General features: G+C 64.0%; 22 protein-coding genes and 1 pseudogene. 8 read left to right on the top strand and 15 right to left on the bottom strand.

Annotation, left to right across the window (positions count from 1 at the left end):
* The 4 genes from AWB95_RS17730 to AWB95_RS17715 all read right to left on the bottom strand — a co-directional run.
* A partial coding sequence (locus AWB95_RS17730) for an alpha/beta fold hydrolase (protein ID WP_085168472.1) occupies positions 1-671 on the bottom strand: 671 nt, incomplete at its 3' end.
* A gap of 13 nt (positions 672-684) precedes the next feature.
* The gene (locus AWB95_RS17725) at positions 685-1,218 is read right to left on the bottom strand and encodes a hypothetical protein (protein WP_062539018.1); all 534 of its coding nucleotides are present in this window, start codon (positions 1,216-1,218) and stop codon (positions 685-687) included.
* On the bottom strand, positions 1,215-1,778 hold the full coding sequence (locus AWB95_RS17720; RefSeq protein WP_062539019.1) for a hypothetical protein: 564 nt from the start codon (positions 1,776-1,778) through the stop codon (positions 1,215-1,217). Before AWB95_RS17720 ends, AWB95_RS17725 begins: the two co-directional genes overlap by 4 nt.
* Before the next feature lie 51 nt (positions 1,779-1,829).
* Complete coding sequence (locus tag AWB95_RS17715) at positions 1,830-2,303, bottom strand: VOC family protein (protein WP_062539020.1); 474 nt, start codon at positions 2,301-2,303, stop codon at positions 1,830-1,832.
* Between the two features lie 77 nt (positions 2,304-2,380).
* On the opposite strand from AWB95_RS17715, the gene AWB95_RS17710 reads away from it, so the two are divergent.
* Entirely contained in the window at positions 2,381-3,229 is an 849-nt protein-coding gene (locus AWB95_RS17710; protein WP_062539021.1) for an alpha/beta fold hydrolase, read from the top strand.
* A gap of 87 nt (positions 3,230-3,316) precedes the next feature.
* Here the strand turns inward: AWB95_RS17710 and gnd are convergent, their stop codons facing one another.
* Entirely contained in the window at positions 3,317-4,345 is a 1,029-nt protein-coding gene (gene gnd, locus AWB95_RS17705; RefSeq protein WP_062539022.1) for a phosphogluconate dehydrogenase (NAD(+)-dependent, decarboxylating), read from the bottom strand.
* A 14-nt stretch (positions 4,346-4,359) separates the two neighbouring features.
* Positions 4,360-5,769 (bottom strand): glucose-6-phosphate dehydrogenase, encoded by a 1,410-nt coding sequence (locus AWB95_RS17700; RefSeq protein ID WP_062539023.1) that lies wholly within the window; start codon positions 5,767-5,769, stop codon positions 4,360-4,362.
* Between the two features lie 125 nt (positions 5,770-5,894).
* On the opposite strand from AWB95_RS17700, the gene AWB95_RS17695 reads away from it, so the two are divergent.
* Positions 5,895-6,707 carry an adenylate/guanylate cyclase domain-containing protein gene (locus AWB95_RS17695; RefSeq protein ID WP_062539024.1) on the top strand — a complete coding sequence of 271 codons (813 nt, stop codon included), beginning with the start codon at positions 5,895-5,897 and terminating at the stop codon, positions 6,705-6,707.
* Here AWB95_RS17695 and AWB95_RS23325 read toward each other — a convergent pair.
* Positions 6,697-6,858: a hypothetical protein gene (locus tag AWB95_RS23325; RefSeq protein ID WP_099539742.1), complete on the bottom strand. Its 162-nt coding sequence runs from the start codon at positions 6,856-6,858 to the stop codon at positions 6,697-6,699. The genes AWB95_RS17695 and AWB95_RS23325 overlap by 11 nt on opposite strands.
* A 26-nt stretch (positions 6,859-6,884) precedes the next feature.
* Here AWB95_RS23325 and AWB95_RS17690 point away from each other — a divergent pair, with 26 nt between their 5' ends.
* A complete protein-coding gene (locus AWB95_RS17690) occupies positions 6,885-7,580 on the top strand; it encodes a hypothetical protein (protein WP_062539025.1) in 696 nt (231 codons plus the stop codon).
* Between the two features lie 156 nt (positions 7,581-7,736).
* Here AWB95_RS17690 and AWB95_RS23970 read toward each other — a convergent pair.
* The 4 genes and pseudogenes from AWB95_RS23970 to AWB95_RS17670 form a co-directional block, all read right to left on the bottom strand.
* A pseudogene (locus AWB95_RS23970) lies at positions 7,737-7,850 on the bottom strand (type II toxin-antitoxin system Phd/YefM family antitoxin); the annotation flags it as partial.
* A gap of 51 nt (positions 7,851-7,901) precedes the next feature.
* Positions 7,902-8,258: an Mtp family mycobacterial-type pilin gene (locus AWB95_RS24215; RefSeq protein WP_476638861.1), complete on the bottom strand. Its 357-nt coding sequence runs from the start codon at positions 8,256-8,258 to the stop codon at positions 7,902-7,904.
* A 54-nt stretch (positions 8,259-8,312) separates the two neighbouring features.
* Complete coding sequence (locus AWB95_RS23825; RefSeq protein ID WP_269745716.1) at positions 8,313-8,504, bottom strand: type II toxin-antitoxin system RelE family toxin; 192 nt, start codon at positions 8,502-8,504, stop codon at positions 8,313-8,315.
* 68 nt (positions 8,505-8,572) lie between these two features.
* The gene (locus AWB95_RS17670; protein ID WP_084706970.1) at positions 8,573-8,857 is read right to left on the bottom strand and encodes a type II toxin-antitoxin system Phd/YefM family antitoxin; all 285 of its coding nucleotides are present in this window, start codon (positions 8,855-8,857) and stop codon (positions 8,573-8,575) included.
* A gap of 294 nt (positions 8,858-9,151) precedes the next feature.
* Between AWB95_RS17670 and AWB95_RS17665 the strand changes: the two genes are divergently transcribed.
* The 5 genes from AWB95_RS17665 to AWB95_RS23060 all read left to right on the top strand — a co-directional run bounded on the left by AWB95_RS17665 (position 9,152) and on the right by AWB95_RS23060 (position 13,024).
* Positions 9,152-9,718, top strand: a complete 567-nt coding sequence (locus AWB95_RS17665; RefSeq protein ID WP_139818515.1) for a TAXI family TRAP transporter solute-binding subunit — start codon at positions 9,152-9,154, stop codon at positions 9,716-9,718.
* 113 nt (positions 9,719-9,831) lie between these two features.
* A complete protein-coding gene (locus tag AWB95_RS17660) occupies positions 9,832-10,146 on the top strand; it encodes a PE domain-containing protein (RefSeq protein ID WP_085168469.1) in 315 nt (104 codons plus the stop codon).
* Between the two features lie 3 nt (positions 10,147-10,149).
* Positions 10,150-11,832: an alpha/beta hydrolase gene (locus AWB95_RS17655; protein WP_062539029.1), complete on the top strand. Its 1,683-nt coding sequence runs from the start codon at positions 10,150-10,152 to the stop codon at positions 11,830-11,832.
* 128 nt (positions 11,833-11,960) lie between these two features.
* Positions 11,961-12,452: a hypothetical protein gene (locus tag AWB95_RS17650; RefSeq protein ID WP_232315542.1), complete on the top strand. Its 492-nt coding sequence runs from the start codon at positions 11,961-11,963 to the stop codon at positions 12,450-12,452.
* Between the two features lie 284 nt (positions 12,453-12,736).
* Complete coding sequence (locus AWB95_RS23060) at positions 12,737-13,024, top strand: hypothetical protein (protein ID WP_139818514.1); 288 nt, start codon at positions 12,737-12,739, stop codon at positions 13,022-13,024.
* A gap of 391 nt (positions 13,025-13,415) precedes the next feature.
* Here the strand turns inward: AWB95_RS23060 and AWB95_RS17640 are convergent, their stop codons facing one another.
* The 4 genes from AWB95_RS17640 to AWB95_RS17625 form a co-directional block, all read right to left on the bottom strand.
* Positions 13,416-14,582, bottom strand: a complete 1,167-nt coding sequence (locus AWB95_RS17640; protein ID WP_062539031.1) for a hypothetical protein — start codon at positions 14,580-14,582, stop codon at positions 13,416-13,418.
* 40 nt (positions 14,583-14,622) lie between these two features.
* Positions 14,623-14,862, bottom strand: a complete 240-nt coding sequence (locus AWB95_RS17635; RefSeq protein WP_232315545.1) for a hypothetical protein — start codon at positions 14,860-14,862, stop codon at positions 14,623-14,625.
* Positions 14,846-15,988 (bottom strand): S1 family peptidase, encoded by a 1,143-nt coding sequence (locus AWB95_RS17630; protein ID WP_232315547.1) that lies wholly within the window; start codon positions 15,986-15,988, stop codon positions 14,846-14,848. Before AWB95_RS17630 ends, AWB95_RS17635 begins: the two co-directional genes overlap by 17 nt.
* A 316-nt stretch (positions 15,989-16,304) precedes the next feature.
* Positions 16,305-16,637 carry a hypothetical protein gene (locus AWB95_RS17625; protein ID WP_062539033.1) on the bottom strand — a complete coding sequence of 111 codons (333 nt, stop codon included), beginning with the start codon at positions 16,635-16,637 and terminating at the stop codon, positions 16,305-16,307.
* Between the last annotated feature and the right edge of the window lie 52 nt (positions 16,638-16,689).

The raw sequence follows: 16,689 nt of genomic DNA, 5'->3' as shown, positions 1-16,689 counted from the left end.
CGCGGGCGGGTGTTGCGGATCGTGGCTCTGTACGGGCCCAGCGCGGCGAGCCAGCCCTCCGGGGTGCCGATGGCGGCGTCGACATGCCGCAGGTCTTCCTCGGCGTCGTAGCCCGGCGACCAGCGCCGCCACAGCCGCGGCAACACCCACGAGGCCGAACGCTCTGGCAGCCAAGGCAATTGGAAGTACACGATGTACCAGCTGCGAAGCATCTGGCGCGGGAGTTCGCGAAGCAGCCGGGCCCGGTCGGCCACCCGCCCGAGGGGCCGAAACGCCGCCGCGGGTGGCACCGACATGATCACCGCCTTGGCGAACGGGCTGTCGGGCATCGCGGCCAAGCCGGTCGCGGCGATGGCTCCCCAGTCGTGGCCGATGATCACGTCGCGGTCGGTGCCGCCGGCGGCGGACCGCACCCGCAGCGCGTCGTCCATCAACGCCCCCATGTGATAGCTGCCGTCGGACGGAATCGACGACGGTACGTAGCCCCGCATGAACGGCGCGATTACCCGCCAACCCGACTCGGCCAGCCGCGGAGCAACCTTGCGCCAACTGTATGCTGTGTCGGGGAAACCGTGCAGGCACAGCGCGATTGGACCGTCGGACGGCCCCCAGGTCAGTGCTTTCAGTTCCACCGCGGGGGCGTGCACGTCAATCCAGCGCGGTCCAGTCATCACCTGATCCTCTTCATGCCGGCGGTTCGATGGGATCCCATCCCGAGATCATCCACCGTGCGCCGACCTTATCCAGGGTCACCCGGACACTCGACGCGGCGTCGGCGGGCGGCGAGCCACCGACCTGGACCGTCTGGTCCACGAATACCAGCACAACCGCATGGCTTTCGGACGCTGACACCGATGCCGCCGCGGGAACACGGGCAGTCGCTGATACGTGCCGTTCCTTCGCGTTGGGAATCAGCACCTCGCGGGTCACGCGCGAGTAGGTGTCGAGGAAGTGGCCGGTCAAGCGACCCTGCGCACCTTCGACGTCCTTCTCGACGGTGTCCGGTCGGAAAGACAGCAGGACAACGGCGGAATCCTTTGCGGCCTGGACCGATTGGATGCGGGCGACGTCGGCGTTCCGTATCGACGAGTCGTGCCACTTCAGATAGCCCGCCGCCAGCGCGAGCAGCAAGGCCAGCCCGGGGACCACGCCGTAGACCAGCACGTGCGTCCAGATGGCGCGACGCGCGGTGGTCGTCGTTTCCGACACCTGCGTCATGACACGAATGCGACGTTGGAGATCTTGCCCTCGTCGCCGATCTTCTGCACCGTGATCCGCATCCTCCACACCTGCGGCTCTTGCTGTGCTCCTGTGGGATTCGCTGACTTCACCGTCACGGCTACCAGCACCTGCCCCGCGTCGCCCGCCTGGGATTCGAGCCCCGCTTCGTTGACGGTGCCCTCCAGTTTGGAGTGGTCCCGTTTGACGAGATCGACGAACGGCCGCCACCGCGCAGAGAAGTTGTCGTGGAAGCCGCCGGTAGACGAGTCGAGGATGCGTTGCACGTCGGCGTCGATGTGCTGGTAGTCGATCGTGGTCAGCTTCACCGCGGAATCTCGCGCCGCTTGGACGAACAGATTGCGCCGCGCGTCGGATTGGTGCGCTTCGTAGTCGCGGAAACCGAGCCAGCCGACCAGCCCGGCCAGGACCACTGTCCCGATCACTCCGGCCACCAGTGACATCCGGAGAACGGGGTTCGGGCGCGTGGTGGACATCGCCGGCGCGGGTTGCGTCTCCTCGACGGGCTCTTCGCCAGGGGTGGAAACGTCGTCAGCCATAGTGTCCAAACTACGTGGCGCCGGCCCGCCCGGGCGTCCGAAATTTTAGAACTAAAGCTGCGCGACAGCCTTTTCCAGCTCGGCGATGACGATCTTGCGCATGCCGTGCATCGCCCTGGTGGCCGCGGCGGCACGTGCGGGATCGGGATCACTCACCAACTCGACGAGTCGCTGAGGCACGATCTGCCAACTCAGCCCGTAGCGGTCTTTGCACCAGCCGCACTGCGACTCCTCGCCGCCGTCGGTCAGCCGGTCCCAGTAGTAGTCGACCTCGTCCTGGTCTGTGCAGTCGACGGTGAAAGACACCGCCTCGGTGAACCGAAAATGCGGGCCGCCGTTGAGGCCGATGAATCGGGTGCCGTCGAGCACGAAGCTGCCCCATGCCACCGACCCCGGCACGCCCGGGCCGGCCTCGGTGTACCGCTTGAAGTCTTCGATATGCGAGTTGGGGAACACCGAGGTGTAGAACTGCGCGGCCTCCTCGAGATTGTCGTCGAACCACAGCGATGGCGTGATCGCCGGCATGGCACCTCCTAGTCGTCGTTTCGATGTGATCGACTCGGGCGGCGGGCAAAACTCATCGCAGCGGTAACGTCAGGGCGATGAACAGCACACCGCAGACCGTCGAGTACTCCGGCGTCGACGGGATCACCCTGGTCGCAGACGAATGGAACCGGGGCGCGGCAGACGGCCGGCCGAGCGTGCTGATGCTGCACGGCGGAGGCCAGAACCGGTTCTCCTGGAAAAACACCGGCCAGGTGCTGGCCGACCAGGGATTCCATGTGGTGGCTCTCGACAGCCGGGGCCACGGTGACAGCGATCGGGCACCCGACGCGGACTACGACGTCGAGACACTGACAGCCGACGTCATGCACGTGCTCGACGCGATCGGGCGGCCGGTGGTGTTGATCGGGGCGAGCATGGGCGGGTTGACCGGCATCCTGGTAGCGGACCGCGCCGGCCCGCAACGCGTCACCCGGCTGGTGCTGGTGGATGTGGTGCCGCGATTCGAGAAGCAGGGCAGCGCGCGGATCCGCGATTTCATGTTCAGCGGTCTGGATGGGTTCGACACGCTCGAAGAGGCCGCCGACGCCGTCGCCGCCTATCTGCCGCATCGGACCAAGCCGCGCAGCCCGGAGGGGCTGAAGAAGAACCTTCGGCTGCGCGACGGCCGCTGGTACTGGCATTGGGATCCGGCGTTTATGACCAAGCCCGGCGACGACCCCCAACTGCGCACCGAGAAATTCGAGGACGCCGCCGCGGGTCTCACGATTCCGGTGCTGTTGATCCGCGGCAAGCTTTCCGACGTGGTGAGTCCCGAAGGGGTGCAGCACTTTCTGGCCACGGTGCCGGGCGCCGAGTTCGTCGAACTGTCCGAGGCCGGCCACACCGCGGCCGGCGACGACAACGACGCATTCAGTGACGTCGTCGTCTCGTTCGTCAGCCGCTAGTGGCGATGGCCGCAGAGGGTCTGCATCTTTCCGGAGGCCGTCATCATTTGATGACGGCCCGCGCAATGATAGTGGTGTGCTTGCGGGTCAGCCGCTAGCTTTTTCGTCGTGGCCGCCGAACTGCTTGCGCATCGCCGAGAGCGCCTTGTCGGCGAACTCGTCAAGGCGCCGTGAGGCAAAGCGCGAGTACAGCGCCGACGTCAGGACGGGCGCGGGAACCCCTTCGTCGATCGCCGCGATGCAAGTCCAGCGACCTTCGCCCGAATCGGAGACGTGGCCGGCGAATTCCTTGAGGTCGGGTGCTTGGTGCAGCGCGATCGCGGTCAGATCCAGCAGCCATGACTCGATCACGCTGCCGCGGCGCCAGAGCTCGGTGACATCCGGGATGTTGATGTTGTACTGGTAGTACTCGGGGTTGGCCAGCGGCGCGGTCTCCGCGTCGCCCTGCCCTTTCTGGATGCGGGTACCGATGTCGGCATTGCGCAGGATGTTGAGCCCCTCGGCGAGGGAGGCCATCATGCCGTACTCGATGCCGTTGTGCACCATCTTGACGAAGTGGCCCGACCCGGCCGACCCGCAGTGCAGATAACCCTTCTCGCTTTGAGCGACTTCGCCGTCGCGACCGGGTGTGCGTGGTGCCGCGTCCACGCCGGGCGCGACGGTGGCGAAGATGGGCTCGGCGTGGTTGAAGGCGTCGTCGTCGCCGCCGACCATCAGGCAATAGCCGCGTTCACGGCCCCACACCCCGCCGCTGGTGCCGCAGTCCAGTAGCCGAATCCCCTTGTCCGCCAACATCTGTGCGTGCTTGATGTCGTCGCGGTAGTAGGAGTTGCCGCCGTCGATCACGATGTCGTTTGTGTCCAGCGTCTTGGCCAGCTCCTCGATCACGCCGGTGGTGATGTCGCCCGCCGGCACCATCACCCACACCACCCGCGGCTTACTGAGCTTCTCGGCCAGCTCAGCGTACGACGACACCCCGGTCACGTTGTCCTCGCCGGCCATCGCCTTGACGGCGTCCCGATTGCGGTCGTACACCACGCATTCGTGGCCGTCTTTGACCACGCGCCGGACGATGTTCGCGCCCATCCGGCCAAGGCCGATCATTCCTAGCTGCATGTCGTCAGTTCTCCTTACCTCGACGCGTGGTTGTTTGGCATCCAGGGCTCTTCCCAGCCGTGATGGCCTCGCAGCAGCGAGCGTGCGGCATCAGGCCCCCACGAGCCGGGCTCGTATTCGTGGACGTCGCCGGGAGTGTCCAGCAGCGGCTGCACGATCCGCCACGTCTCCTCGATGCTGTCCTCTCGGGCGAACAACTGCCGATCGCCGCGCAGCCCAGCCGACAGCAGCGTCTCATAAGGCTGAAGGGGCTCGCCCAACTCAGCAGCGAACAAAGAGTCCAAATGCACATCGCGCCAGGAAGAGTTACCGTCTTTGGCCACCAACTGCAACCGCATCCCGGGGTCGGGATCGATACGCAGCACGATCTGGTTACGCGACGCTCGTTCCCGCTTGGGCAAAAACGCCAATGCGGGAACGCGGCGGGTGAACAATCGAACCTCGGTTACCTTCTCGGGCAACGATTTGCCGGCCCGCAGGAAGATCGGTACCCCGGCCCAGCGCCAGTTGTCGATTTCCATCCGCAGCGCAACAAATGTCTCGGTCTGCGAATCCTTGGCCACGCCGTCGATGTCGGTGTAGCCGCGATACTGGCCCCGCACGTAGTGCTTGGGGTCCAGCGCCGGCATCGCGCGGAACACCTCGGCCTTCTTGTCGTTGAGATCATCGGCACTGGGACCGACCGGCGGCTCCATGGCGACCAGTGCGAGCACCTGCAGCAGATGGTTCTGCACGACGTCGCGCAACGTACCGACCGCGTCATAGAACTTGCCCCGGTCCTCGACGCCGAAATTCTCGGCCATCGTGATGTGAATCTCGGAGATGCTCCGCCGGTCCCACAACTCGGCCAGGGTGGTGTTGGCGAACCGCAGATATTCCAGCTCGACGACGGGCTGCTTGCCCAGGAAGTGATCCACCCGCAGGATCTGCTCCTCATCGAGCACTGCGCGCAGCCGGCTGTTGAGTTCACGCGCCGACGCCAAGTCGTGGCCGAACGGCTTCTCCACCGCGACGCGCGACCGCTTCAGCAGCCCCGCCTTGCCCAGGTTCTCCACGATCGGGGCGAACAGCGACGGCGGCATCTCCAGGTAGAACAAGCATTGCCGGTCCGAGCCGATCTGCTCGGCCAGCTTTTTGTACAGCGCCGAGTCAGTGACATCGCCGTGCAGGTAGGACAGCCGTTCGGCGAGTCGGTCGAACACCGCGTCGTCTATCTTTTCGCCGGTGTCGGTGATCGCTTTGTGCGCCCGCTTGACCAGCTCCTCTTTGGTGATGTCGTCGCTGGCCACCCCCAATATTGGGCAAGCCAGCGCCTTGCGGCGCTCCAGGCGGTACAGCGCCCGGAAGGTCATCTTGCGGGCCAAATCTCCGGTAATGCCGAAAATCACCAACATGTCTGAGGAGCTACCGCCGCGCTCGGCCAACCTGGACCTCCACCCACATCGTCGACAAGTTCCTCGCCCCCCCGCGGCGGCCAGTTTTCACCCTAGACACTGCGGTGGGGCCCGACAACGGATGCTCTGAGCCCCGGCACGCTTGATCGGGAAAGATGCCTGGCATGGGTGACCGGCTGATGATCGTGGTCTACGTCCTGGCGGGGGTCGCCGTGGCGGAAGGCGCGGCGCTGGCCTTCCTGTGGGTGGCGCTGACCCGCAGCCGACGCGAGGCCGAGGCGCTGCGACGCCGCGCCGACAGCCGGAGCTGGCTGCTGTCCGGGGGCCGTGAGGCGGTCAAGACGGTGTGGCAGACCGCGAACCTGGTGCGCAAAGAAGGGCTCGGCGCCGCGGTGCGCAGCTCGATCGAGGATCTCGCCGACTGGGCGGAAGTGGAGCGGCCCGACTTGGCCCGGGTGACCCCGGATGGGCGGGTGGTGATCTTGTTCTCCGACATCGAGGAATCCACCGCGCTCAACGAACGGATCGGCGACCGCGCCTGGGTCAAGTTGATCGACGCCCACGACAAGCTGGTGCGCCGGCTGGTCAAGAACTACTCCGGGCATGTCGTGAAGAGTCAGGGCGACGGGTTCATGATCGCCTTCTCCCGTGCTGAGGATGCGGTGCGGTGTGGTGTCGAGCTTCAGCGCGCCCTCGCGCGCGACGCTCAACGTAAGCGGCGCAACGGGTTTCGGGTACGGATCGGGATCCACATGGGTCGGTCGGTGCGCCGCGGCGACGACCTGTTCGGCCGCAACGTCGCGATGGCGGCTCGGGTCGCTGGGGAGGCCGCGGGCGGGGAGATCCTGGTCAGCGAGGCGGTGCGCGACGCCATCAAAGACTGCGACGACGTGTCCTTCGACGACGGCCGCGACGCCGAGCTGAAGGGGTTCAGCGGGACTCAGCGGCTCTACGCGGTTACCGCTTAGATTCGGATTCGGCCAGCCGCTGGTGCAGCCGGGCCCGGATCTCGTCGGGCGGGTAGGACTTTCGCCGCCGCTGGTCGCGGGCCACCAGCACTCCCCCTGCGGCCACGCCGACAAGACCGGCCACGCCGAGCCACTTCCACACGTTGCGCATGGGGTAAGTGTGCATAAGCTGCGGGTGTGAATGCGAGCACCGTCAGCTTGGATCGCGCGCTGAATGAGACCCGCACCGGCGACATCTGGCTGTTTCGCGGCAGCTCCCGACCGGACCGCACCATTCAGACCCTGTCCAACAGCCCGGTCAACCACGTCGGGATGACGGTGGCCATCGACGACCTGCCGCCGTTGATCTGGCATGCCGAGCTCGGCGACAAGTTGACCGACGTCTGGACCGGCACCAACCATCGCGGCGTGCAACTCAACGACGCCCGGCAAGCCGTCGAACGCTGGGTACACCACTACCACCAGCGCTGCTGGCTACGGCAGTTGACGCCGTATGCCGACCGCGAGCAGGAGGACCGCATGCTGCGGGTCATCGCCCGCCTGGACGGCACCCCCTTCCCCACCGCGGCGCGACTCACCGGGCGTTGGCTCTTGGGCCGGATCCCGACCGCATACGACTGGGTAGAAGGAATCCCGGTGGTAGACAAGAAGGTTCGTGAAGTGGCGCAACGACGCAGAGCGCAGCGGAACGATGTCGGCCTGGAGACCGCCTACTGCGCCGAGACGGTCGCCATCACCTACCAGGAGATGGGATTGCTCGCCACCGAAAAGCCGTCCAATTGGTTCGATCCCGGTTCGTTCTGGAGCGGCGATACGTTGCCGCTGGCGCCGGGATATCAACTCGGCGGCGAAGTCGCCGTCAGCGTCCCGTAATTCGCGACTTAGACCACTCACTCGCGGGTTCTGGTCGATCGGACGATCAAGGTCCTCGCGGAATCGGTGGCGATCGATTCGAACGCCAGTCGCTGCCAGCGCGGCCACCTCAGCCCGCGGAACGAAAGCGCGACGCCCTGGCTGGATCGGTCGAAGCTCGGCGACCGGTTCGCCGTTCCGTGTGATGATTAACGTCTCGCCCGCTGCTACGGCCTCGACCACCTGCGCGTAGTGATTGCGCAACTCGCGCTGTGGGATTACCTGCGCCATTAGTCAAGTGTAGGAATCACGCAACGGCTTGCTACCGCTTGGAAGACCGGGTCAGATCGGCGTCCATATCTTGTTGTTCCAGAAGCCCCAACTATTGTCATCCGTCTTCCACATCACATGTGCCCCTGGCGCCCACGGCGGTGGGGGTGGCTGCGGCGGCGCCCACGTCGGCGGGGGTCCCCAGGGACCGAAGCCCGCCGGACCCGCCGCGCCTTGCCAGTCGTGGCATTGACTCCAGTCCCAGTCGTAGGCCGTGCCCCAGCTCGAATCCCACGGATCACCCGGGCACCAGTGATGGCTAGGGGCTGCCTGAGCGATGCCGGCAGCCAGTCCGAGAGCGGACAAAACCAATCCCACGAGCAGGCTTGTTGACCACCGCGCCGGTTTCGCTAGCTTCACAGTCGCCATCTTCCAAGAATGGTCGGCTCGCGACTTCGCCGCTAGACGTTCGACCACGTCGTCTCACCAATAAACGTCACGGCGATCCGCGATGTGGATGACGCGGACCACCACCCGTTCGTCGAAGATCTGGTAAATGACGCGAAACTGGCCCCGCCGCGCCGAGCACCGTCCCTCCAACTGGCCGCGAAGCGGTCTGCCCACTCGCTGAGGGTTTTCCGCGAGCGGGCCCCGAATAAACTCCCAGCACGCCACGGCCACTGACTCTGGCAACAGATCGGTGAGCGCCTTCTTCGCAGCCGTCGTCAACTCGACTCGGTATGTCACTGAGGGAGCCGACCGGCGGCGCGCATCTCCTTACTCACCTCGTCGCGCGTGTAGATCTGGCCGTTTTCCGCCTCTGCCTCTGCTGCTCGGACTTCACGCACCAACTCTTGATCGCTGAGGATCGCCAGAGTTTCCATGATCGAATCAAAGTCGTCCGCACTGAGAATCACCGCTGCCCGGCGACCTTGCCGGGTGACCTCGATGCGCTCATGGGTGCGGACGGCCTCGTCGACCAGCTTGGAAAGGTTGGCCCGGACCTCAGCCAGCGGAAGCGTCAACATGTACAGAATTCTAGCGTGCTTGCTGACCTTGGCCCACAGCATCGAGCGCTGCGAACCCTCGAAGGTGAACCTCCACGAGCACGCATAGATCGACTCACCCGAATGCGCTCACTGTCCTGGGAAGGTCAGATGTCGTCAATCAACCACCTGCATGGATCCCAGTGAGCTGCCCCGGGACGGTCGAGTTCGCTTGAGGTACCCGGGTTTTCGGAAGTGGCGACAGTTCCTGACGAATCCCTGCACACTGCGGCCGGATCTGGTGTACTGCTGGCGTGCCGGCCGAAGGGGTGGTTGATGCAGAGTCCACATGCGATGTTGCGCCTATTGGAAAAGAAGCGACAGGAGACCCATACCAAGCTCGGTCATCGGCCCATGGGGGTCGCCGCATGTGAGGTGCTCGATGAGCTGATCCGCCGAGTCCGCGCGACCGCTCAAAGCACGGCGGAAAACGCCCCGCTCACGCTGAGCGATCTGCGGCAGTTCCCCGACATCATCAAGGCAGTCACATCCGTCCTAGGGACAATGAACACGATGTTTGAGGTGATGGTCGAGGGTGGGGAAGCCGTCGAAGATCGACGCCAACCATTGCTGCGGTTCGTCGCCCGGCTGCAATCCGAGCACTACCACGTGGCCAACGATTTCACGATTACCGCCATCACGGACTGGCTAGCCTTGCACAACAGCGACGACCCCGACATCCAGGTGCAGCTGGAAGCCGACAACATCGCGCGCGCCGAACAAGCCGCCGTCTATGAGGATCGCATTAAGCGCATGGCTGCTGAGATCGAACGAATCGAACAGGGATACGCCCAACGGGTACGCGATCTGATCAAGCCGACACTGGAGACTAGGTATAGATAGCCGAGGGTAAAAAGGGGAGCGTCCCACCTTGGGTTTTGTCGACAATTGGTGCGGCGGACGTTGCTGACTGTTGGATATATTTGCCACACGACGTATTGCGAGAGGGGGTGTCGATGGCGGTGATTAACTTGCGGGTCAAGACCGGGCTTCTTTCCGGCGTAGGGCAGGAGTTGCTAAGCGCTGCCAATGCGATCCCCGACGCTCCGCAACCGGTCTCTCCCGCTGGTGCCGATCCGCTGTCGACGGCCATCGCAGCCCACGTGACCAGCGCTGTCGCTCCCCTAGTCGCGGATCGCCCGGCGGCCAAGGCCGAAGCGAGCAACTACGCGCAGGCTTTGGGCGCGGCAGCTCGTGCCTATGTCGGCACCGATGAACCGCTGGGCGAGGAGATTGACCGGCAGATATCCGGCATCCCCGCGTCGGGCTAGCCAATGGGCATCGAACGGCCCGGCGGCCCGTACGGCGAGGAGATGACCGCGCCGCCGGCCTGGCCTGAGGCCGACGAAACCACCCTGTTAGATGCTGCCGACGCTTTCGACGCTGACCGAAAGGCCGTTGATGAGCAGCTGTGGGCGTTTCAGCAGGGCCGCACGAGGCTGTTTGAGGACGATGTGTGGTCGGGTCAGGCTGCGAACGCCGCGCACGCCAAACATCAGCAGCAGATCACCACGCTGCAAGCCCACGTGAACGGGTCGGCTGCGGCGGCCAAGCTGTATCGCGATTCGGCTGGCGTGGTGGCCAATACCAAGCAGCAGATCATCGAAAACGTTGAGAAGACCCAACAGATGATCGAGAAAATCGCCAACGACCCACAAGCCACCTCCGAGCAGAAGAATTACTTCATCAAAGGCCTGGTCAAAGAGACGCACGCCGAAAACGTTCAGCTCGTCCAGGCCGGAGCAGCCAAGTTGGGCAAGCCGCCGGCAACTCCGCTGACCGTGCGGCCGGCGTCTAACGGGCGTGAGGTGCCGCTCGCCCCGCCCGGCGAGCGGCCGTCCACGCCGGTACCGCAGGACCCCAAGGAGTTTCGCGAGCATTGGGACAAGCTGAGCCAGGAGGAAAAAGACCGGCTATATGCCCAAGACCACTCGATCGGTAACCACGCCGGCATGCCGTTTGTCGATCGCGACCACTACAACCGAATGCATCTGGCAGAGCTACAAAAAGCCAACCAAGCTGAGCTGGACCGCTTGCGCGCCCAACATCCCGACTGGGCGGCCGGCAAGGCGCCTGGGATCGCACGCCTGGACTACATTCAATACACCGAATGGAAAAAGCAGTGGGATGCCGCCAATCACACACATGACGGTTACTCACAGGTTCAAAACGAGCTCGGCCCACCACCGGACAAGGTTCCGCCAGGCCAACTACCCAAGTATCTGGGAATCATCGACGACAAAGGCCACGCAGCGGTCTCCATCAACAACCCCGATACCGCCAAACGCAACGCCACCTTCGTGCCCGGCACCGGCCAAGACCTCGCGCGCTTCCACGGCAGCGCCGAGAAGTCGGAAAGAATGTATTGGGCCGCAAGGGAGGCCGACCGCACGCTTCAGGCGGGAGACGTTTCGGTGACGACGTGGATGGGTTATGACCGGCCCATGAACCTCCTGGAAGCAGCCTCGACCAGTTATGCCCACAACGGCGCCGCCGCGCTCGACGATTTCCAGGCCGGATTGCGCGCCTCGCACAACGACGCGCTCACCGGTGGCCCGTCGCTCAACACGGTCATCGGACACAGTTACGGCTCCACCGAACTGGGCGCAGCGGCGCTCGATGGCCACCACCTCGACGCGAACAACGTAATCGCCGTGGGAAGCCCAGGGATGCTGACAGGACACGCGAGCGACCTGAACCTCGACCCCGGTGCCCACGTTTTCGCAACCCGAGCACAAAACGACATCATCGACTGGGTTACCGATTACACCCTTGGCCCTGACCCGACGGGAGCAGGATTTGGCGCCATTCCTTTCGAGGCTGCGCCCGGGCCGGCGGGTCCGCTCGGCTTACCCTCAGTAGCCGCCCACAGCAGCTACTGGGACCCGGGCAACCCGGCGCTTGCCAACATGGGGCGCATAATTGCTGGCAGAACAGACGTCACTCCACCATCATGACGAAAATTCGATTTCATGCAGCTATCGCCATTGTCAGTACGCTGATTGTCGCGTGCTCACCGACCAGGCCAGCTGCACCGCTCGGGCCGCCGACGCCGTCCGGCGCCACGCCTATCCCAGGAGGACCTATGGAGCCCACCCCAGTCGCTCCGTCACCGAAGGTTCCGAGCAGTCAACAAGAGGCGCAAGACACGGTGCTTCACTACTTACAGAAAACCGTTGATGGCTTGCCGCCAGGCACAGTTCTCGACAGCAGCGACAGCCAGGGCGGTAGCAATTTGGCGTGCGATGACAATTACACGGGTCCGGGTCCGGGACCAACCGAGTACACGGCGGCCATGCATGTGATTGGTCCCGAAGGCACTGCTCCAGCAGAGCTAGTCGCTCGCAGCGGAGAACTTTGGCAGAGCTGGGGTCTCACCGTGATGGAGCGCAACGGATTTGAAAAGCCGAATCGCTTCGCTTATGCCACCGACGGATATCGCCTACAAATAGAGGCGGCATATCCTCCGCAGTATCCGCCGACGCTGACGGTGATCTCGCCCTGCTTTTCGGGTGACGTGCGCCGAGACGGCCTGCCATTTCCTAAGGTAATTCATCAATCCGCACCCGCAGGTTGATCTATGCCCGTCGCCGACGGCGCATGCATTCGCCCCCCCCCGCAAAACGACATCATCGGCATCATCGCCGACATGGCCTCGGCCCCAGCCGATGAACGCACGTTTCGTTGGAGAGGGGTTGGTGCTTGATGCCGAAGGTGGAGAGGGGGCGGCCACGCGGCGGCCGTAGCGCGACGCCGCTGCGCGATGTGCTGATCGCGCACTGGCATCACAAGATGGCGCGTTGGCGGATTGATGGGCACCTGTACCCGCATGAGCAAGCCCTGCGATCGGATGGTGATGTTGTGGTTGACAGTGCCCGGCTGGCCGACGCGCTCGAGCATGCCGGCAAGGATGCCGGCCGGTTCACCTACGCAGGCGCCGACGCCGGCCGGGTGTGGCTGCTGGGCGCTGATGACCCGCTGTCGCTAATCGAGGACCGGCATGTGGCCGACATGGCTCAGGCCGATTTCGATGAACTGGTCGACGGGACGGGCCCGTTGCGATACCGGGTGGGCGATAGTTACGACCCAGGCGCCGCGATGGCTGGGCATACGGTGTGGACTGCCGAGATCAGGGCCGCGATCGGTTGACGCACCTCGCATGTCATCGCGCGGCGCTACGATCGTTGGACGCAGTTCGTCGCTCTGCGTTCTTTGCGGTCGGCCTGATCGTGAAGCTGTGGCCGGTAATCGTCGGGGGTTATCGGCCTGGTCGCGGGTGCCCACTGGGGCCGGCGCGCGGCAGATCGCCACGCCGAGCGTGTCCAGGCCGAGAGGCGCCGCTTGGCCGAGATCGCGGATCGTGCAGAACGCCAGCATAAATGAGTGTTGGCTGGTGATGAGCGCGGGGTGTTCGGAGACTTCCCGCCTTGCACCACAACGTAATTCGTTCGCGCTCAGGCGCTGATCATACCGCGGATCCGTCGGAAATGCTCTGCTTTTTTGACTGTTATTTGCGCGAATTGTATTGCACAGCCGGAAGTTAGCGCCGCTGCTTATCAACCAGCGGCCAGTTTTCGGGTAGGTCAAACAACTCGTGGATCACGAGGTCGCCGTCGGTTCTGAGGACTTGCTCGTCATCTTGGAGAGTGTTTGTCGTGAGCCCGTATGTTTCGGAAATGGGGACTTGGGGCCACGGGTTGATCCACATGCGTGGTGTGGCCCTAGCGGCTCCGTACGGATCTATGTTGCGGCCCAATAGCACGCCAGACACTCGAGTTCCCTTCGGCGGATCGCCACACCAGTATCCATTCGTACGGCGACCCAGCGGAGTAAACCTCGGTTCCCCGTGGGGATTCCACAATGTCGACCGTGCTCCGAATAGCGCTTGGTCTACCTCGTCGTCGTCGATGAAGACCGTCGCGGTGTTGAGCGCGACGATCAACGGGTGATCGAGCGGCGTGTCGACATCGGTGTACTTGCTGCCTTTGTCCTTGACGGCTCGTTTGATGAGTCCCACGCTGTCGTTCCACATTACGCGCGCTGAGTGCATGCCCAGCAGGCGCGTATATTTGCCTCGCTGTTCGGGGGGAACGGGCCAGGCGGTGTACAACAGCTGCCAGTCGCCGTCAATTTCGAGGGGGAGTGTCGGCAGTGGCTTGCCGGCCTCGAGGTCGTCTATGACGTCATCGGCGTTTAACTCTTGCAACCACTTCTCAAGCGGCGTGCGGATCTTGGCGACGGCCGGCTGCAGGCTGCCCTCTTGCTCGATATCGAGTTCCACGACGAAGTCGGGGTGGCTGGCCTTATCGGTGCACTCAAGTATCGACGCCTCCAAGGCGCTCACGGACCTTTCGACAACCGCCTTACATTCAACGTACGCGCCCACACCGTCGCGGGTTATCAGGAAATCCGGCTTCTTGCCATTGGGCAATGTGGGCTCCACTGTGATCTCGTAGCCGAGCAGCCGGTAAAAAGTATAAACATACAGCTCCCACCAGGTGGCGAAATGCTGATCGTTATCGGGGCTGCGGAAGTCTGTCCTCAGCTTTTCGCTGTCGTTCCGGTAGTGGCGGTACCAGTCTTCTAGCTCGTCTCGCACACGAGCCCACTCCGGTCGATCGATCCGGTTGTAGAAGTCAAAAACACTGCCCCCGTAGGACATCGGAGAAGGATCGTTTCGCTCGAATTGATCAAACAGCGTCGTCACACGGTCAACGGTAGCTCGCGCAAAAGCTGCTCGCCGGGGATCAATCGCGTACGTACACCGCGATTGTGTCGATGGGTTGATCGGTGCTCACCGCGATGTGTGAGCGGGCCATGTCTTCGATCTCGCCGGGGTGGCGTGCTTGGGTGAGTCCGTCGAGTTCGGGGATGCGGACCATCCACCAGGGACCGTCGCGGTAGACCTCGACGTCGTAGGTATGTATTGTTCGCTCCGATGTGACTCCGCGCCAGGCGAAGACGACCACGTTAGACGGGGTTCTCAATCACCGCGATACCAGTGAAATGAAGTTCCTCGATCGCGCGGATGACTTCACTGGCCGGGATGCCGCGATAGAACGGCGGAGAGTCGGGGTCGTTCGATCGCGACTGCGACTCGCGCAGTTCGTGATCGGGCTCGTCCGCTGGTGGTGCGCCGCCAGCGCTTGCGCCGGAACCGTGTCGTGCGTTCTCGACGACCAGGCCGATCACGCGCCCATCTTGCGCCACGATCGGGCCGCCGCTGTTGCCTGGCCGCGCGATCGCTGATGTTAGGAAAGTCTTTTGGCGCGGGTATCCACCCACCGCGGCGCCCTGCGTCGACGGTTTCACGACCGTGCCGTGCTCGACAATGATGGTCCGTTCGGTCAGACCGGGGACGTAGGGGTACCCGAATACACAGACCTCGTCGTGCCACTTGGGGTCACGGAATGACATGCCGGGCAGCGCAAGGAGTTGCTCGTTCTCCGCGAGCTCTGTCTCGATGACTGCCACGTCGATTTCGCCGTGGGCGATGATCCGAGATTGGCGGATTCGCGGCTGGGCTCCAGGCGGCGTGAATGACGCACGGACCTCGATGTTGCGATTGATCACGCCCGGGCCAACCAGCCCCTCAATGACATGGCGGTTGGTGACTACATGCTTATGGTCCAGCACTAATCCGGTGCCCACTGGTTTGCCTTCGCCGCCGCCGATCAGAACCGTGACCGCGTTATAGGACTCGATGACGAGCTCGGCGCCGAGAACTTCTGACAGCCACAGGTTGCCGCTGATCTGCTGCGATTGCACTCCCTGGGAAATGTATAGCTGACCCTGCATGGGCCAGCCGACCATGTCGGCTCGCCAACCCGCACGCATTAGTAGGCCGACGTGTTCCATCGCGCTCAAAATCCGGATGACCGCGGAGGCGTTGCCCCCTGGTACCCCGAGCTTTTGCAGATACAGCGTGAAGTACGCGACGGGCCACGCGCCGGCTTTCCCCCCGTCCGCTGGCTGCTCGATCAGTTGAGCCACTTTCGGGTCGTGGATCATCCCGAAGAATCGGTGCGCCAGCGTCGCAACCTGGATGCGCCAGCCGAGGCTCCCCGGCACAACACCCGCAGCGGATGTATCGCTTGGACCGGATTCAGTCACAACGCACAACGGTATCTGTAGTCTTCCAGTGGACGCGCTGTCAACGTTTCTTACCAGCGCGGCGGCACATTCGACGGCCTCATGGCGCCGCTACCTGTCCGCAGCGGTACGTGATTGGATCGCAGAGCTCGGGCAGCGCGGTCCACCCCCCATAGGTGCCCGGCGCGTCCCACGTGGGCATCAGTGGGCCACTCCATTTGGGGTCATAGCTGCAGCTGTGGGTGAAGTCGCAGCCGGTCCGGGTCGGCGTGGGCTGCCGGCGCGACAGCGATGCCCCCCGCCGCCGCGGCTGCGATCGCCAGTGCGAATACGGTTTTCATGCGTCGACCGTTCCCGTGGGCTCTGACATCGCGTCGACCTGGTCGGCGGCCGCGATCAGCACAGCGGCCAGCTCGCGCGCCTGGGCGGCGGTCAGGGGCCAGTCGCAGTCGTCGACGTGAATCGCCTGGGGTTCGATGTGGGCATCGTCGATGCGGCCGTCGGCGAACTGAATGGCGGATGTCCGCACTTTCACGTCGCGGCGGTCGATGCTGGGGTCGGCGCCCATGACAACGCGGTATGGCTGCGGATTTACGGGTTGCCAGTTGTCGACGAACACGATGCCGGTGGGCAGCGGGATCGGGTGGAAGGCGTTGGTAGTGGTTGTCATGTGACTGCCTCTCATCTCTACGGCCCGTGACGGTAGAGGCGGCCAAGCCAAC

The sequence above is a fragment of the Mycobacterium celatum genome (assembly GCF_002101595.1).
GTDB classification, from domain to species: domain Bacteria; phylum Actinomycetota; class Actinomycetes; order Mycobacteriales; family Mycobacteriaceae; genus Mycobacterium; species Mycobacterium celatum.
Note: the sequence above shows the minus strand (reverse complement) of the source record. Positions and strands in the feature narration are given on the sequence as shown.

Bases quoted from the DNA above. Each gene is read 5' to 3' on its own strand.
- AWB95_RS17725 (WP_062539018.1), bottom strand. From the start codon at position 1,218: ATGACGCAGGTGTCGGAAACGACGACCACCGCGCGTCGCGCCATCTGG.
- AWB95_RS17720 (WP_062539019.1), bottom strand. From the start codon at position 1,778: ATGGCTGACGACGTTTCCACCCCTGGCGAAGAGCCCGTCGAGGAGACG.
- AWB95_RS17715 (WP_062539020.1), bottom strand. From the start codon at position 2,303: ATGCCGGCGATCACGCCATCGCTGTGGTTCGACGACAATCTCGAGGAG.
- AWB95_RS17710 (WP_062539021.1), top strand. From the start codon at position 2,381: ATGAACAGCACACCGCAGACCGTCGAGTACTCCGGCGTCGACGGGATC.
- gnd (WP_062539022.1), bottom strand. From the start codon at position 4,345: ATGCAGCTAGGAATGATCGGCCTTGGCCGGATGGGCGCGAACATCGTC.
- AWB95_RS17695 (WP_062539024.1), top strand. From the start codon at position 5,895: ATGCCTGGCATGGGTGACCGGCTGATGATCGTGGTCTACGTCCTGGCG.
- AWB95_RS23325 (WP_099539742.1), bottom strand. From the start codon at position 6,858: ATGCGCAACGTGTGGAAGTGGCTCGGCGTGGCCGGTCTTGTCGGCGTG.
- AWB95_RS24215 (WP_476638861.1), bottom strand. From the start codon at position 8,258: ATGGCGACTGTGAAGCTAGCGAAACCGGCGCGGTGGTCAACAAGCCTG.
- AWB95_RS17670 (WP_084706970.1), bottom strand. From the start codon at position 8,857: ATGTTGACGCTTCCGCTGGCTGAGGTCCGGGCCAACCTTTCCAAGCTG.
- AWB95_RS17665 (WP_139818515.1), top strand. From the start codon at position 9,152: ATGCAGAGTCCACATGCGATGTTGCGCCTATTGGAAAAGAAGCGACAG.
- AWB95_RS17660 (WP_085168469.1), top strand. From the start codon at position 9,832: ATGGCGGTGATTAACTTGCGGGTCAAGACCGGGCTTCTTTCCGGCGTA.
- AWB95_RS17655 (WP_062539029.1), top strand. From the start codon at position 10,150: ATGGGCATCGAACGGCCCGGCGGCCCGTACGGCGAGGAGATGACCGCG.
- AWB95_RS17650 (WP_232315542.1), top strand. From the start codon at position 11,961: ATGGAGCCCACCCCAGTCGCTCCGTCACCGAAGGTTCCGAGCAGTCAA.
- AWB95_RS17625 (WP_062539033.1), bottom strand. From the start codon at position 16,637: ATGACAACCACTACCAACGCCTTCCACCCGATCCCGCTGCCCACCGGC.